This is a genomic window from Asaia platycodi JCM 25414, assembly GCF_000614545.1.
Taxonomy (GTDB): domain Bacteria; phylum Pseudomonadota; class Alphaproteobacteria; order Acetobacterales; family Acetobacteraceae; genus Asaia; species Asaia platycodi.
On sequence record NZ_BAKW01000013.1, the window covers coordinates 74,297 to 90,780 of the forward strand.

General features: G+C 59.0%; 13 protein-coding genes and 3 pseudogenes. 13 read left to right on the plus strand and 3 right to left on the minus strand.

The genetic code is table 11. The features are described from left to right. The first annotated feature begins 4 nt into the window (after positions 1-4). From JCM25414_RS10700 to JCM25414_RS19310, 6 genes are all read left to right on the plus strand, one after another. Positions 5-1,186: a glycosyltransferase family 4 protein gene (locus JCM25414_RS10700; RefSeq protein ID WP_025841646.1), complete on the plus strand. Its 1,182-nt coding sequence runs from the start codon at positions 5-7 to the stop codon at positions 1,184-1,186. Continuing rightward, positions 1,183-1,371 carry a hypothetical protein gene (locus JCM25414_RS10705; protein WP_025841647.1) on the plus strand — a complete coding sequence of 63 codons (189 nt, stop codon included), beginning with the start codon at positions 1,183-1,185 and terminating at the stop codon, positions 1,369-1,371. Before JCM25414_RS10700 ends, JCM25414_RS10705 begins: the two co-directional genes overlap by 4 nt. A 13-nt stretch (positions 1,372-1,384) precedes the next feature. Next, positions 1,385-1,678: a putative quinol monooxygenase gene (locus JCM25414_RS10710; protein WP_025841648.1), complete on the plus strand. Its 294-nt coding sequence runs from the start codon at positions 1,385-1,387 to the stop codon at positions 1,676-1,678. Positions 1,679-1,760: 82 nt separating this feature from the next. After that, positions 1,761-2,312 (plus strand): dCTP deaminase, encoded by a 552-nt coding sequence (dcd, locus tag JCM25414_RS10715; RefSeq protein ID WP_025841649.1) that lies wholly within the window; start codon positions 1,761-1,763, stop codon positions 2,310-2,312. A gap of 253 nt (positions 2,313-2,565) precedes the next feature. Further along, positions 2,566-3,207, plus strand: a complete 642-nt coding sequence (locus JCM25414_RS10720; RefSeq protein ID WP_025841650.1) for a gluconate 2-dehydrogenase subunit 3 family protein — start codon at positions 2,566-2,568, stop codon at positions 3,205-3,207. 487 nt (positions 3,208-3,694) lie between these two features. Then, positions 3,695-4,723: a GMC oxidoreductase gene (locus tag JCM25414_RS19310; RefSeq protein WP_242403508.1), complete on the plus strand. Its 1,029-nt coding sequence runs from the start codon at positions 3,695-3,697 to the stop codon at positions 4,721-4,723. Positions 4,724-4,893: 170 nt separating this feature from the next. On the opposite strand, the gene murA is transcribed toward JCM25414_RS19310, so the two are convergent. After that, positions 4,894-6,156 carry a UDP-N-acetylglucosamine 1-carboxyvinyltransferase gene (gene murA / locus JCM25414_RS10730; protein ID WP_025841651.1) on the minus strand — a complete coding sequence of 421 codons (1,263 nt, stop codon included), beginning with the start codon at positions 6,154-6,156 and terminating at the stop codon, positions 4,894-4,896. A gap of 108 nt (positions 6,157-6,264) precedes the next feature. After that, entirely contained in the window at positions 6,265-6,894 is a 630-nt protein-coding gene (locus JCM25414_RS10735; RefSeq protein WP_025841652.1) for a Crp/Fnr family transcriptional regulator, read from the minus strand. 273 nt (positions 6,895-7,167) lie between these two features. Between JCM25414_RS10735 and JCM25414_RS19315 the strand changes: the two are divergent. From JCM25414_RS19315 to htpG, 7 genes and pseudogenes are all read left to right on the plus strand, one after another. Then, positions 7,168-7,969 (plus strand): annotated as a pseudogene (locus JCM25414_RS19315) (OmpW/AlkL family protein). Between the two features lie 164 nt (positions 7,970-8,133). After that, positions 8,134-10,532, plus strand: a pseudogene (locus JCM25414_RS19320) (TonB-dependent receptor). 131 nt (positions 10,533-10,663) lie between these two features. After that, positions 10,664-11,776: a glycerophosphodiester phosphodiesterase family protein gene (locus JCM25414_RS10750; protein ID WP_025841653.1), complete on the plus strand. Its 1,113-nt coding sequence runs from the start codon at positions 10,664-10,666 to the stop codon at positions 11,774-11,776. Positions 11,777-11,858: 82 nt separating this feature from the next. Then, a complete protein-coding gene (locus tag JCM25414_RS10755; RefSeq protein ID WP_025841654.1) occupies positions 11,859-12,533 on the plus strand; it encodes an HAD-IA family hydrolase in 675 nt (224 codons plus the stop codon). A gap of 10 nt (positions 12,534-12,543) precedes the next feature. Then, positions 12,544-12,741: an NUDIX domain-containing protein gene (locus JCM25414_RS27040; protein WP_408734888.1), complete on the plus strand. Its 198-nt coding sequence runs from the start codon at positions 12,544-12,546 to the stop codon at positions 12,739-12,741. Next, on the plus strand, positions 12,678-12,941 hold the full coding sequence (locus JCM25414_RS19325) for an NUDIX hydrolase (protein ID WP_242403509.1): 264 nt from the start codon (positions 12,678-12,680) through the stop codon (positions 12,939-12,941). Before JCM25414_RS27040 ends, JCM25414_RS19325 begins: the two co-directional genes overlap by 64 nt. A 76-nt stretch (positions 12,942-13,017) precedes the next feature. Further along, positions 13,018-14,885: pseudogene (gene htpG / locus JCM25414_RS19330) on the plus strand (molecular chaperone HtpG). A gap of 64 nt (positions 14,886-14,949) precedes the next feature. Here the strand turns inward: htpG and JCM25414_RS19335 are convergent. Next, a partial coding sequence (locus tag JCM25414_RS19335) for a Hint domain-containing protein (RefSeq protein WP_206777957.1) occupies positions 14,950-16,484 on the minus strand: 1,535 nt, incomplete at its 5' end.

The window sequence follows — 16,484 nt, forward strand, 5'->3', positions numbered from 1 at the left end:
AGGCATGTCGCGTTTCTGCCCTCATATCCTTCAGGTTCTTCCGGCCCTCGGCACGGGAGGAATCGAGCAGGGTACCGTCGAAATGGCAGAAGCGATCATTGCCGCCGGTGGCCGCGCTGTCGTGGCTGGCGCCACGGGCCCGCTTGTGCCGAAGCTGCTCTCCATCGGCGCCCGCCATATCGATCTGCCACTGGGGCAGAAGTCACCCTTGGCCATCTGGCGCAATGCCAAGATTCTTGCCCAAATCATCCGTGACGAACGCATCGATCTGGTCCATGCCCGCTCCCGCGCGCCGGCCTGGGCGGCCTGGCGTGCCACACGGCACACGGGAACGCCCTTGGTCACCACGTGGCATGGCGTCCACAAGACGGGCTTTCCCGGCAAGAAACACTATAATTCCGTTCTCGCGCGCGGCAGGCGCGTCATTGCCATCAGCACCTACATCGCCACCCGTCTCAAAGAGGAATATGACGTCGGTGAAGATCGTCTGCGCCTGATCCCCCGTGGGGCCGATATGGCCCGCTTCGACCCCGACCTCATCAACGGTGCCCGCATTCAGTCCCTTGCGGAGAAATGGCAGGTGCCGCCCGGTACCCCGGTCGTCATGCTGCCCGGCCGCCTGACACGATGGAAGGGCCAGTTGCTGCTGCTCAAGGCGCTGGCGCATCTTCAGGCACAGCTTCCCGGCCCCTGGCTCTGCGTTCTGGTCGGTCCCGCCGATCCCAAGGACCGCTACGTACAGGAAGTCGACGCCACGGCCACACGGCTTGGTCTGCGCGAGCGCCTGCGTTTTGCCGGACTGTGTCAGGACATGCCCGCCGCCTATGCACTGGCCGATGTCGTCGCCGTGCCTTCTCTGAGACCGGAGCCCTTCGGGCGCGTCGTGATCGAAGCCCAGGCCATGGGGCGCCCCGTCGTCGTCTCGGCTCAGGGCGGCGCCATGGAGACGGTGCTGCCCTATCGCACCGGGCTGCTCGTACCGCCCGACGATGCCGTCGCTCTGGCGGAATCACTACTTCAGATCCTGATCCTGTCAGACGGTGCCCGCAGCCTTCTGGCCGAAACCGCCCGCCATCACATTGCCGAAAACTACACGACCCGGCAGATGCAATCCGCTACGCTCGCTGTTTATGATGAACTGCTCGGTGGTTGCCTGTCAGACCGCTTTCTGGAACTCGCCCCATGACCACGCCGCCACGCACCACCCTGACCGAAAAGGCGCAAGCCGATCTGGAGAAGCGTCAGGCACGCGAGGCCGCAGCCCTGCGCGCCAATCTGCTGCGCCGCAAGGCGCAGGTACGCAATCGTGCAGTCAAGGCTCCCGAAGACCAGGAAGCTCCGACAGGCTGCAGCCCTGCCTCATCCCTCTGAAAGGAACACGATCATGTCCAAGGTTCTCTACGCGACCATGCGCGCCCTGCCCGGCAAGCGCGAGGAAATCGCCCGCCAGCTTACCGCGCTGGCCACTGACGTGCGCAATGAAGCCGGCAATGAGCGTTTCGTGGTCTATACGCTCGAAGAAGATCCCGACTTCTTCCATGTCGAGGAAACCTATCGCAATGACGAGGCCTTCAAGGCCCATATGGGCATGGAACACGGCAAGGTCTTCAATAATGCTATCAAGACCCTGGTCGAAGGCGGCGGCTCCCAAGTCGTCTTCCTGACCCCTATCGCCTGATCACCCCTGGCGGTTTGCAGAGCCGCAGCGCTGGCGCTAGACCTGCAAACCCCATTCTTCTCACCATACTGGAAATTGCGCGATGCCCATCATGCCAGATAGCTGGATCCGTCAAATGGCCCAGGAAAAGGGCATGATCGAACCCTTCGTCGAGGCGCAAAAGCGCGAAGGCGTCATTTCCTACGGTCTGTCTTCCTATGGTTACGACGCCCGCGTTGGCGAAGACTTCAAAATCTTCACTGACGTAGATAACGCTGTCGTCGATCCCAAGCAGTTCGCGGCCAACAGTTTCGTCACCCGTACCGGCGATATCACCATCCCGCCGAACAGCTTCGCCCTGGCCCATACGGTCGAATATTTCCGCATCCCACGCGACGTGCTCGTGGTCTGCCTCGGAAAATCCACCTATGCCCGCTGCGGCATCATCGTGAACGTGACCCCGCTCGAACCCGAATGGGAAGGTCAGGTCACGATCGAAATCAGCAACACAACCAAACTACCCGCCCGCATCTACGCCAATGAAGGCATCTGCCAATTCCTGTTCTTCCAGGGCGCCTCGCCTTGCGAAACCAGCTACGCCGATCGCGCTGGCAAATACATGAAGCAGCTCGGCGTCACGACGCCTCGCCTCTAAAGGGGCTTTGCCCCATACCCCACCAAAGGGCCGTCGCCCTTTGGATACCCATTTGAGGGGATGAAAGGGACGCGTCCCTTTCCGGGGGGGAGCGGGGCAGCGCCCCGCAGTCGCTTCACAACGAACGCCCCCCCTCATCGGACTGCCATGTGATTTTGAGAAGCATTCTCAATGACTTACGAAGAGATGCGTATTGGCAACTTTCGGCAGTCCGGACATGTTAGAGGCGTCATCACGGTTTTGGGAACGCACCATGAGCCAGACTTCACTGCCACCCGCCATCGACCCGGATTATCTGGCGCTGCTGGACTCCGATCGTATCTCGGGACGCACCCGTCAGGTCATGGAGGAACGCGCCCAGACCAGCGATGCGGGCTATATGCCGCGGCATCTTTCGCAACAGGCATATAACGTTCTCGGGGCGCTTGCGGCGCGCGTCCTGCCTCAGGCGGCCATCTTGCCTGACGCCACGGTCAATATCGCGGCACGAATCGATGCACGGCTCGGGTCAGCGGGCGATGGCTGGCGTTTCGCAACGCTTCCTCCCGATCTCGAAGCCTATGAACGCGCTCTGACCGGGCTAGATGCGCAGGCAAAGCAGCGGCATGGCGTGTGTTTCGCAGAGCTGACCGTCGCGTTGCAGAATGACCTTGTTCATGACATGGCCGAAGGCGCCCTGACAGTGGAGACGCTCGATGCGACGCAGATGCGCGCCTGGTTCGCCGATCTGCGTGCCGATTGCGTGCAGATTTTCATAAGCCACCCTGCGGTGCAGGCACAGCTTGGCATCGACGCCATTTTCAACGGAGGAGACGGGCTTTTCCAGGGTTTCTCTGCCATGGGTGAGGGTGTGAGCGAGTCGTGGGAACCGGCCGTCAAGGAGCGCGGGCAATGAACGGCCGTCGGTTTGACGATCATGATGTAGTCGATGTCGTCATTGTGGGCACGGGCGCCGGTGGCGCGCCGCTTCTCGCAGAACTGGCACGCTCTGGCCTGAAAGTGGTGGCCCTCGAAGCCGGTCCGCGCTTCGATCCACGGCAGCACACGCCCGACGAAGCAACAGCGTCTGAGATCTACTGGCTCGAAGAACGCCTGTCGGGCGGGGCCAACCCGATGGCTTTCGGCGGCAATAACAGCGGCACGGGCGTCGGTGGGTCGATGCTGCATTTCGGCGCTTTCATGCCGCGCATCGATGCGCGTGACATGCGCCTGCATTCCGAAACCGGCAAAGGTGTGGACTGGCCTTTCGATTTCGAGACGCTTCTGCCTATATCGAGCGGGTCGAGCGTGAAATCGGAGTCTCCGGGCCCGAAAACTACCCTTGGGACCCCGAGCGTCGCTACGCCTATCCGCCGCCGCAGCGCAATGGCGCCGCGCAGGCAATGGCGCGCGGTTGCGATTCACTCGGCATTCGCAATGCCGACGGCCCGACTGCACTCATCACCCGTGACTGGGGCAATCGCAAAGCCTGTGTCGGCTGTGGTGCCTGTCATCAGGGGTGCCGCAACGGCGCGAAATCGAGCACGGACGTAACCTATCTCCCGCTTGCCGTTTCTGCTGGCGCTGAAATCCGTCCGAACTGCTTTGTGCATGGTATCGAACGCGACAGTGCCGGACGCGTGACGGCGGTCGTCTATCGTGAGAACGGTGAAGACCGCAAACAACGCTGCGCCGCTCTCGTTCTTGCGGCTGGCGCGGTCGAAACGGCGCGCCTGCTACTCCATACCGGGCTGGCCAATCGCAGCGGGCAGGTCGGACGCAACTACATGGCGCATATCTCGACCCAGGTCTGGGGCCGGTTCGACGAGATCATTCGCCCCAATAAGGGCTATCCGTCGCTGACCATCACCGAAGACATGATGCGCCCGAAGGATGCCGATTTCGCCGGTGGCTATCTCATCCAGTCGCTCGGCATGATGCCCCTAACATGGGCTACGGGCGTAGCACGAGGGCGCGGTCTCTGGGGTGACGCCCTGACCGATTATCTGCGCGGCTATAATTACATGGCCGGGCTCGGCGCCCATGGCGACTGCCTGCCCAATGACGACAATCTCGTCACGCTTTCAGACGAAATCGGTCGTGCCGGTGTGCCAAAGCCGAAAATCACGTTCAGCTACGGTCCCAACGAACAAGCCATGCATGAGCACATGGCGCGCACCATGACCGCCATCTGGGAAGCCGCAGGCGCCAAGGACATCTGGGCCATGGACCGCGCTGCTCATATGATCGGCACCTGTCGCATGGGTACCGACCCCGACGACTCAGTCGTCGATCCGTTCGGTCGCAGCCATGATATCGATAATCTCTGGATCAGCGATCACTCGATCTTCCCGAGTGCTACTGCCGCCAACCCGGCACTCGCCATCATGGCCCTGAGCCTGCGCACCGCCGAAGCCATCAAGGAAAAATAAAGGGTTTCCAAAGGGCGAATGCCCTTTGGCAGGGCGTGGGGCAGAGCCCCATATCTCCTAAATTGAACTTAACCGGGGGCTCTGCCCCCTCCCCCTGGAAAGGGGCTTGCCCCTTTCATCCCCTTTTTATGCAGCGTCTGCCTCTGATCGGAAGGGGCGGCGGCGCCTGATTATTCGCGAATGCGTTCGATATCGGCGCCAACGGCAGAGAGCTTGCGATCAACGGCTTCATAACCGCGATCAAGATGATAGATGCGGCTCAGCGTGGTTTCACCCTGCGCGCCAAGACCGGCAATGATCAGCGAAAAGGACGCACGTAAATCGGTTGCCATCACAGGCGCACCTGAAAGCCTGTCGACGCCACGGATGATAGCAGAAGACCCATGAACATTGACACGTGCGCCCATGCGGTTGAGTTCGGGCACGTGCATGAAACGGTTTTCGAAGATCGTCTCTGTCACCATTGAGGCGCCCTCGGCGACGGCAAGCATCGCCATGAACTGTGCCTGCATATCGGTCGGGAAGCCGGGATAGGGCTCGGTCATGATATCCACGCCCTTGAGCGGGCCATTGCGACGAACGCGGATGGCATTTTCCTCCTCGAGCACCTCGACACCCGCTTCTTCTAGCGTGCGCACCACGGCACCGAGATCGCGCACCCGCCCACCGATCAGACGCAGGTCACCACCCGTGATGCCCGCAGCACAGGCATAGGTGCCGCATTCGATACGATCGGCCATAATGGCGTGTTCTGCACCCGTCAGAGCCTCGACACCATCGATCACCAGCGTGCCGGTGCCAGCACCGGTGATACGCGCGCCCATCCGATTGAGACACTCGACCAGATCGCTGATTTCAGGCTCGCGCGCCGCGTTGACGATTTCCGTACGCCCTTTGGCCAGCGTCGCCGCCATAAGCAGGTTTTCGGTAGCCCCGACAGACGCGAAAGGCAGAAGGATGCGATCGCCAACCAGGCCGCCGGGGGCGCTGGCATTGATATAGCCATTTTCGAGACGGATCTTGGCTCCGAGGGTTTCCAGCCCCTTCAGATGCAGATCGACCGGACGCGTGCCGATGGCGCAGCCACCCGGCAGCGACACGCGCGCTTCATGCGCGCGCGCCAGAAGCGGGCCGAGTACCAGAATCGAGGCGCGCATTTTCGACACGATATCGTACGGCGCTTCGACAGAGGCAATCGGGCCACCGATCGAGAGCGTGCGCCCTTCGGCATCGACAGGATCGACGGCAATGCCATGCTGACGCAGCAGGGTCTGCATGGTCTCAATATCGGCAATTTTCGGCACGTTGGAGAGAATGAGGCGTTCGGAGGTGAGAAGCCCCGCCACCATGAGCTTGAGACCGGCATTCTTGGCGCCGCCAATCACGATCTCGCCTTCAAGACGCCTGCCGCCACGTATAATGAAACGGTCCATGATCTGTCGCTCCTGAAGGATAAGGCTCTCGCGGGAAAGTGTCTTCTCTCCCCCTTCATCATGGCGGCGTCAAGGCATCAATTGGGCATGCCTGCCAAGGTATGTAGCTTAGCCTCCGCGGGCCAGATTCTCGAGCGCAGACAGGTTGAGCAGGGTGATCTGCGTGACCTGTGTGATCGTGATCAGCTTTTCACGCTGTAGCGCATTGAGGGTGCGGCTGACCGTCTCGATGGTCAGGCCGAGATAATCGGCAATACCGGTGCGACTCATAGGCAGATGAATGACAATTTCGCCCGTGGGCGAGCGGTGATGCTGCTCCAGCAAGAAGCTGGCCAGACGCTCACGTGCTGTCTTGCGCCCGAGCAGCAACATGCTTTTCTGCGCCTGGACCAGCTCACGAGAGGCCTCTTCCATCAATCGGTTCTCGAGATCGGGAAATTCGCGCCGCAGCGTATCGAGGCCAGAACGCGAAAAACGACAGAGCGACAGCAATCCGAGTGCTTCCGCGCTGAATGCGTAGGTTGCGCCACTGGCCAGCCCCAGAAAATCACCAGCCTGGGCAAAACCTGTGATCTGGCGCCGCCCATCCGGCATGAGCGAGAAAAGCTTGGCATGTCCCGATGTCACAATGAAGAAATCGCTCGCCGCCTCACCTTCGTGAATGAAGGTCTTGCCGGAAGTCACAGCAAGGCGATGGGAGTATTGGGCGAGCCGCGCCATGTGGTCCGGATCGATCACGGAACAAATGCTGCGTGGTCGCGCCTCGCAATGAAGACACTGTCCGCAATTACCACAAGATCCGAGCATGCTGATACTGTCCCTCGTCTGGGCATCCATGACGAACTTAGTCCTCTTTTTTTATTATTATTCTTGTTTTGTTAACAATAAGTCACATACTGTGGCCAATTCCCCACGGTCATCACCGCCGTTGTAGCATGTTTGACATGGATCAAGGCGCTGCATCATAGCGCATGGTGAGTGAACGTCACTGTTTAATCACGGATGACGTCGATGAAGACTACTTTCAAAATTTCCACTGCGCTTCTCACAGGTTTCGTTGCAGCTGCCATCGCAGCTCCCGGCGCCCAAGCCCAGTCCGCCCCCGTCGTGAACGCGCCTGTCTCAACGAACATGGTTCTCGCACCCCAGGCTCAGGCCATGGCTGCACCGCGCTCGTCCAGCGACGAGTGCGGTCTGTTCAAGACCTGCTCCACCACCAAGATCGGTCTTGGCAAGGGCGACTTCATCGTTCGTCTATCCGCACTTGGCATCCTCCCCCAGGATCGTGATAGCAAGGTCTGGCTGAACGGTGCAGCCATCCCCGGTCACATCAAGACGACCAATCAGGTCATGCCGGAACTGACATTCGAGTATTTCTTCACCGACAACATCTCGATCGACCTGATTGCTGCCAGCACCCGTCACGAAGTGGCCGCCAAGGGCACGCCGCTCGGCAATATCGATATCGGTAGCGCCTGGGCCCTGCCCCCGACCCTGACCGTTGCCTGGCATTTCCGCCCGCATAAGCGCTTCAACCCCTATGTGGCGTCGGCGCCACACTCGCCTGGTTCCATAACGTGTCACCCGCTGGTGGCCTCGTGCAGAAGCTCAATGTCGGCGTGACGGGCGGTCCGTCGGTCAATGTCGGCTTCGACTATCAGCTGGTCGGCAACTGGTTCTTTAACATGGATGCCAAGCAGATGTTCATGCGCATGCATGCGTGGGCCAACGACCGTGGGTCGGGCGCCTTCATCAAGGCTCATGACTCGCTCGACCGACGACGGTCGCAGCAGGTATCGAATACCGCTTCTGATCTCCCCTCCCCGGGATTGATCGGCATAAAGGCTGCCTGGACCCCAAGCAGCCTTTTCGATTCATCGTTCTGTAATAGCCACATCACCGAAGCTTCACACACCGTAACGAACTCTCCGCATAGGGTGCGCCGCAATCCGGCCATCGTTAAAGGAAAGTTTACTGATGAAGCTCTGCAAACAGCGCCTCGGCCTTACGCTGTCACTCTTCTGCTCACCTCTTGCCCTTGTCAGCTTTTCCGCCAGCGCAGCAGATGCCACGCTTCATCCCACCCCGGCTCATCGTGCAAGCCCCGCAGCGGGCAAGGCGAAAGCTCTGGTCTCAACCGCTCCTGCAGAAGAAGTCATCGCAACTGCGCGACGCACCCGATCCGAGCAGAGCGTGAGCCACACCCAATTGCAGCGCATTCTGCCCGGTGTCAGCCCACTCAAGGCGCTTCAGATCCTGCCGGGCGTCGTGTTCAACAATGCCGACCCCTGGGGCAATAACGAGCAGAATTCCTCGCTGTTTATCCATGGCTTCAATCAGAACCAGCTCGGCTACACACTCGACGGCATTCCGCTGGGCGATCAGGCCTATGGCAATTATAACGGCCTCTCGCCTCAGCGCGCCGTCATCAGTGAAAATGTTGGCAATGCAACGGTGGCCACCGGCTCCGGCGCGCTCGGCACGGCCTCCACCTCCAATCTGGGTGGTACGCTGCTTTTCTCGTCGCAGGATCCCAAGCAGAAGATGGGGGGCCAGCTCGACCAGACCTTCGGCAGCTTCTCGACGTTCCGCACTTTTGCGCGGTTTGACACGGGCAATTTCGGCAATGGCAACTCGGCCTATATCTCATGGGCGCGTCAGGATGCCCGCGCCTGGGATTTTGCCGGTCATCAGGGTGGCAATCAGGTCAACGCCAAATTCGTACATAAGGGCAGCAAGGACAAGATCACCTATTTCTTCGACTGGTCCGACAAGGTCGAGCCGAATGAAGACGGCGTTGTGCTGCCCAATGGCTATGGCACCTATGTGCGCCCCTTTACCTATCCCGATTTCACCTATGCGAAATCCTATCTGAACTCGGCGGCCTACAAGAATGCTGGACTGAATTATCGCAATTACTACTCTGCGGCGCAGCGTCAGGATTTTCTGACCTATCTGGCCTGGCAGCATGATTTCAACAGCAACCTGCATTGGGACAACAAGCTCTACTATCACCACAATCTCGGTGAAGGTGTGGTGGCCGGCCCGATCACGGCAGCTGGTCTGCCCACGCTGTTCGGCGCTATTTCCCCAATCAGAGTTCCAGCCAGTTGAGCAACGTATTCGGTGGTTCGGGCTACGCCACACGCACGACTGAGTACTGGGATAATCGCGGTGGTCTGCTCACAACGCTGCGTTACAAGCTGGGCCATCACGACCTCGAAGTCGGGGGCTGGTACGAGCGCAACAATAATACGCAGGCCCGTCGCTGGTATCCGCTCGATGCCAACAACCCGACCACACCGTATGACCGTCAGCAGGATGCGCTGATCAAGCAGTACACGAACTATTTCTACACCAATACATTTACCACCCATTTGCAGGATAGCTGGCGGGTAACGAAGAACTTCACGCTTTCTGCGGGATTCAAATCCGAGCTGGTCTATACAAACGGCACGCTGCCCGTGGCCGGCAAGCCGGGCTCACTCTCGCCCGCCACAGCCGTGACCGTTCCAGGCGGCACCATTGCGGCTATCAAGCCGTTCCTGCCCTCTTTTGGCGCATTGTGGAACATAACGCCCAACGAGCAGTGGTTCGCTAATATCCAGGAGAACATGCGCTCCTACCAGAACGCAGGTTATGGCAATGCCACCCCATGGGGCGCCACCAGCCAGGCAGCCTTCGAGGATTTCAAGAAGAACGGCAAGGTCGAGACGTCATGGACCTATGAGACAGGTCTGCGTACGCATCACCACGTCAACCTTGGCCCGCTGACCGATATTTCGGCCCAAGCCGAATATTACCACGTGCATTTCTCGAACCGTCTGGTTGCCATCGCCACCACCCAGTCGCTTTCTTCCATCATCGGCTCCGCCACGACTCTGGCCAATGTGGGTTCGGTTACGACAGACGGCATGGATTTCTCTTTCACCGCACAGTTCGGTCCGCATTTCTCGATCTATAACGGCCTGAGCTATAACAAGTCGGTCTATAACGACAATTACAACTCCGGCACGTCGACCATCCGCATTGCAGGCCGCAACGTGGCCGGTCAGCCGGACTGGACCGAGAAATTCGTCGCCACCACCAACTGGGGCAATTTCTACGGCCAGTTCATCGGCGATGTCATGGGCAAACGCTACACGACCTACACGAACGATCTCTGGGCCTCGCCCACCGCGCAGTTCAGCATGAATGCGGGTTATACTATCCACGGCATTCCCCATATTCCCGCCTTGCGCGTTCAGGGAAACATCACCAACCTGACCAATACACGTGGCTGGTCCACGGTGAGCACCACCCAGACTTCGGGTCAGTTCACGGCCTATCCTATTGCGCCGCGCATGTATTTCCTGACGCTCAGCGCGAACTGGTAAGCCGGATCAGTCTCAATCAGCCGTTATCCCGATCGTGCCGGGTTGGGATAACGGCGCCAGTTACCTTGTTAAAAATGGCCTCAGCCGGACAGGCTCTACGCCTCTTCTGGTCAGGCCACAGGAGAGCCGCATTGCTGTCACGTCGTCACACCCTGTTTCTCGGTCTCGCCGGGGTCTGCTCTTCCGCTCTCGGCAATTCGGCCTTTGCTGCGCCGTCTCTGGCGCCGAAACCTCTGGTTTTCGCCCATCGCGGCGCTTCTGCACTGCGACCGGAGCACACGCTGGCCTCTTACGCAAAAGCCATGGAAGATGGCGCGGATTATATCGAACCCGATCTGGTCATGACGAAAGACGGCGTCCTGATCGTTCGTCATGAGAGCAATATTGCCGACACTACCGATATCGCCTCACGCCCCGAATTCGCCTCACGCAAGCGCAGCCTGACCATTGACGGGCAGAAAGAGACTGGCTGGTTCACCACCGATCTCACCCTCGCCGAACTCAAGACCCTGCGTGCGAAAGAGCGCCTGCCGCAACTGCGCCCGCATAATACGCGCTATGACGGCCACTTCGACGTCCCCACCTTCGAAGAGGTGATCGATTTCGCCGCGGCTGAATCGGCGGCACGCGGCAAGGTTTTCGGTCTGATCCCTGAAATCAAGAATTCCACCCATTTCCACGCCCTCGGCCTCGACCCCGAAACCGCCTTTCTGCGCACCATCGCGGCGCATGAATACACCCGCCAGGCACCGCTCGAATTGCAGTCATTCGAGACCGGCAATCTGAAGGCGATCGGCGAGAAGACACGCGCCATCAACCCGCAGGCACGCGTGATGTTCCTGATGGGGGAGCCGGGTCAGACCCCGCCCGATCTGCTCGGCAAGAGCGATGCGAAGACCTTCGGCGACTTCATGAAACCGGAAGGGCTGCGCGACATCCGCCATTTCGCCGATGTGATCGGCCCGTCCAACACGGACCTTATCCCGCGCAAACCTGACGGCTCCTGGGGCACACCTACGACGCTCATTACCGATGCCCATGAAGCAGGGCTGCTGGTCCACTCCTATACGGCGCGCCCCGAAAATTACTGCCTGCCGAAAGAACTGCGTGATGGCGGGGCTCTCAACGCCCGTAATCCGAAAGGCATGATTGCCGAGGTCAAACGCTATCTCGATATGGGTCTGGACGGATTCTTCACCGACGACCCCGCCCTCGGCCGCCTCGCCGTCGACACGGCGGGTTGATCTGAAGCAAGCTTGCCTGCGTTAAACAGGTCATGCAGGGTCACCCACCCTGCTGACCCTGTTCTCATGACGGAGATGTCTTTTGGCCGAGCATGACCTTTTCCCCGGACGTTCCTTCGATGCCTTCCTGTTCGATATGGATGGCACGATCCTGACCTCGATCATCGCGGCGGAGCGCGTATGGACCCTCTGGGCGCAGAAGCACGGTCTGGATGTTGCCAGGTTCCTGCCCACCATACACGGCGTGCAGACCATCGAGACCATCCGCCGCCAGAAACTGCCGGATGTCGATCCGGTCGAGGAAGCACAGTGGATCACCAGCCGTGAGCTGGAAGACACGCATGGCATCGACCCCATTCCCGGTGCGACCGCCTTTTTGAACAGCCTGCCCACAGATCGCTGGGCCATCGTCACCTCGGCTTCACGCGATCTCGCTCTCAAGCGCATCCAGATTGCTGGCCTGCCCCTGCCGAAAATTTTGATCACGGCAGAAGACGCGCCTAACGGCAAACCGGCCCCCGATTGCTTCCTGCTCGGTGCGCAGCGTCTTGGCTTCGAAGCCAAGAACTGCGCCGTGTTCGAAGATGCCCCGGCCGGCATCAAGGCAGGCGAAGCGGCCAATGCCAGCGTGGTGGTCATTACCGCCACCCACAACCATGAAATCGACGTCCCGCACCCGACTGTCCCGGGTTATGAGGCGCTCAAGGCCCATCAGAACGAGGATGGTCGTTTAAGCATTCGCGGCGAGACGATCTGATAACTCAACGATGCGGGTCATCCACATCGCTGCCGCCCTGCTTCATGACGGAGCTGGGCGGCTCCTACTGGTGCGCAAACACGGCACCGTGGCCTTCATGCAGCCCGGCGGCAAGATCGAGCCCGGCGAAACGCCTGTGCAGCCTTGCTACGCGAACTCAACGAAGAACTCGGCCTTCAGGCCATGCCGAGTGCCTGCCGGTTTTTAAAGCAGATCGAGGCTCCGGCGGCCAATGAACCGGGCCACATCGTACGGGCGGAGCTTTTTTCCTTGCGCTGGGAGGGCGCTGTCACCGTTGCGGCAGAGATTGCCGAAGCCCTCTGGGTTACGCCAGACAACGCTCTTTCGCTTTCCCTTGCCCCCCTTACACGCGATTGCGTGTTGCCCTTATGGCCCTGCCTCTCTTGAAAAAAGAGACGCGCATTTCTACTTCTTCGTGCAAATCGGCGTCGTTGCGACGCCATCACAGTCTTGAGGGATCTCCATGACCGAGAACACAGAAAAAGATCAGGTCCAGGGCGCCGAGAAGCATGAATTCAGCGCTGAGGTAGGGCGCCTGCTCGACCTCGTGGTTCATGCCCTTTATTCCGAACGCGAGATCTTCCTGCGCGAACTGGTCGCCAATGCCGCAGATGCTTCCGACAAGCGTCGCTTCGAGGCGCTGACCGATGCCGCCAAAGCCCTGCCCGCCGATGCCGCCATACGCATCAACCCGGACAAGGAAGGCCGCCTGCTGACCATCAGCGATAACGGCGCAGGCATGAGCCGTGACGAGCTGGCCAGCAATCTGGGCACCATTGCCCGCTCCGGCACGCGTGCTTTCGGCGAAAAGCTGAACAGCGCCAAGCCTGAAGACCGCCCCAGCCTGATCGGCCAGTTCGGCGTCGGCTTCTATGCAGCTTCATGGTGGCCGACAAGGTGGACGTGATTTCGCGCCAGCCCGGCTCCGATCAGGCCTGGCAGTGGTCGTCTGACGGCAAGGGTGCCTATACCATCGCCCCTGCCACACGCGAGCAACCTGGCACAGACATCATCCTGCATGTCAAAACCGATGCCGACGAATTCCTCGATGCCTGGCGTCTGCGCTCGATCATCCGCAAATGGGCCGACCATATTTCCTGGCCGATCACGTTGCGCGAAGGTGAGGAAGACAAATCAGCCAATGAGGGCACGGCTCTGTGGCGCAAGTCGAAATCAGACATCACGCCCGAGCAGTACACCGAATTTTATCGCCACGTCGCCCATCAGTTCGACGAGCCTTACGCGACCCTGCACTGGAGCGCAGAAGGCACGACCGAGTTCACGGCACTGCTCTTCATTCCCGGTGCACGCCCGTTCGATTTCATGGAGCAGTCACGTGAGAGCAAGGTGCATCTTCATGTGCGCCGCATGTTCATCACCGATGATGCAGAGCTTCTTCCGGCCTGGCTGCGCTTTGTGAAGGGCGTTGTCGATACCGAAGATCTGCCGCTGAACGTCTCGCGTGAAATGCTGCAATCCACCCCGGTGCTGCAGCGCATCCGCAAGGCCGTGACCAAGCGCGTGATGACCGAGATCAAGAACCGCGCCAAGGATACGGAAAATGCCGAATCCTTCGGCACGTTCTGGGAGAATTTCGGCCCGATCATCAAGGAAGGCATCTGGGAGGATTCCGAGCACCGCCAGGAGCTCGCCGCCCTGTCACGCTTCCGTTCCACAGCGTCTGACGACCCTACCACGCTCGACGCCTATCTGTCGCGCATGAAGCCGGGTCAGGAAGCCATCTATTATCTGACCGGCGAAAACGCCGAGGCGCTTGCCGCATCGCCGCAGCTTGAAGGCTTCCGTGCCCGTGGCATCGAGGTGCTGCTGCTCTCCGATCAGGTGGATGGCTTCTGGCCAGATCGTCTGTCTTCCTACGAAGACAAGGTGCTGAAATCCATCAATCAGGCCCATGGCGATCTTGAGAAATTCGAAGCCCCCACGCCAGAGGGCGAGGCTGCGGATCTCGACAAGCTGATCCCGGCACTCAAGGAAGCCCTTGGCGAGGATGTGAAAGATGTGCGCGGTACGGTGCGTCTGGTCGGCAGCGCCGTGGTCATCACGAGCGAGGGCGGCCCCGATCTGATAATGCAGCGCCTGATGCGCCGCTCGGGTCAGGGCATGCCCCCTTCTGCACCGATCATGGAGATCAACCCGCATCATCCGCTCATCCGCGATCTCGCGGCGCGTGTGGAGAAGGGCGAGAGCGTTGCTGATTATGCTCGCGTCCTGCTCGATGTGGCCCGTATCCAGGATGGCGAAACCCTGCCCGACGCCGCAGGCTTCGCGCAGCGTCTGACCGCCATGCTGACCAGTGGCATCACTGTCTGATCTCAAAAGCAGAAAAACGACTCAGCAATAAACTGCCCATGACAAAAGTCATGGGCAGTTCTTTTCAGGCATGTAATGCTTGCACAACAGGAGGCTCGTTTATCACAGCCTCTTCCTCCAGATATGGCCCAGCCGAGAGTACTTCCAAGGCGAGAACGCCTAACCCGTGAGGCGCTTCGCGATCAAGGTGAAGTGTTGCTTCCCCGGTTGTCCATCGGGATTTTTTTCCTTCAAGATCCGCCCACCCGGCCAAATCAGGCATCTGCCAATGCTGGTCGAGAACACGGGTATTTGTGGTTTCGAAGAAGGTAATTTCACCGATCAGAACACCAAGGGATCGACGATCGTCCACAAACGGTCCGAGCGTGTCGAACGGCCTGGATGCGCGCGAACAGATTTTGAGCGTTGTCACTCCAGTCGGAATCATGAAAACAGATCTGGCATTTTTTGTCCTGACCGTCCGAATAATCTGCCCGTCTTCAGTGCGCAAATGAAGATCGGGGTCTTTGGAAAGGCGGCGAGGCGCCAATTGATTACATAGCCCCATATCTCGAGCTCGTGACGCAATACTGGAGAAAATCGGCTCCACTTGCTTGCGCTCCGTGACCAGAGGAGCTGCTGAATCCTGGCCCCAATGAGAAGGGCCCGCTCCGAGAGACACGATTTTACCGGTTTGTTCGAAGCCTCCCCGGTTTCCTGTGTCGAGATAACTCTCTGTCATGAGATCATTAGCCCAGATTACAGCATGACCTTCGCTCTCCAAATGGTAGAAATCGAATTTCTGGATTGTCCTGTCATATATTATCGACAGGTTGTTCACCAGCATGCGTGCCGGAACAAAGACGCCCTGTATGAACAGACAATGATCGCTTGTTATCAATAAGTCACGTGACGGCACACCCTGCTCGATAGCGTCCTTGCATATGCGAATAGGCCATCCAGCGAGATCGTCAGAAGCCGTCGCATTGACTGCAGCCCTGCCGACCCCTGTCCAGGCGAGAGTTCGTATTTCTGTCTTCTGTTTTTCAGAATTCCAGACGCAAACTTCATCACCAGCCTTCAATCGCTCAACAGGCACGGTACCATCGGGGGTACGGATGAGAGCTCCGGCAAGGAAACAGACGATGCCTCCGAGCGACCAGCTCTCTCCCTTTGCCAGGGTATGTGAGCGACTCGATGTAGAAAGGCCGAATGGATTCCCCGGGATGAAATACTGGACCTCTCCGTAGTTGAGAATACCAATCTGGATACTGATGATCGTTCTGTTGTTGGCTCGATCATAAGTTTGCACAATCGTTTTGACGGCCGCACTCTGATTGTTAAAATTCAGCTTTATACTTCGACCAACGTCTGAATTTATTGTAAATATATAGCGGTTACCTCGATAATCTGCGACTGGCATCGTCAGATTGAGCGTTCCACCATTTTTCCCCAATGTGACGTCATAATAATGGTTCTTCTGAGAAGAACCAACCGGCCCCAGAGATATAGGACCATCCTTCGTATTTATATTCAGATAATCCCCGTTTAGCGTGTACTTAGTCGAGCTTCCATTCCAAGTAGCCATGACTTTTTCCTTACGAAAAATCCTGATTTGCG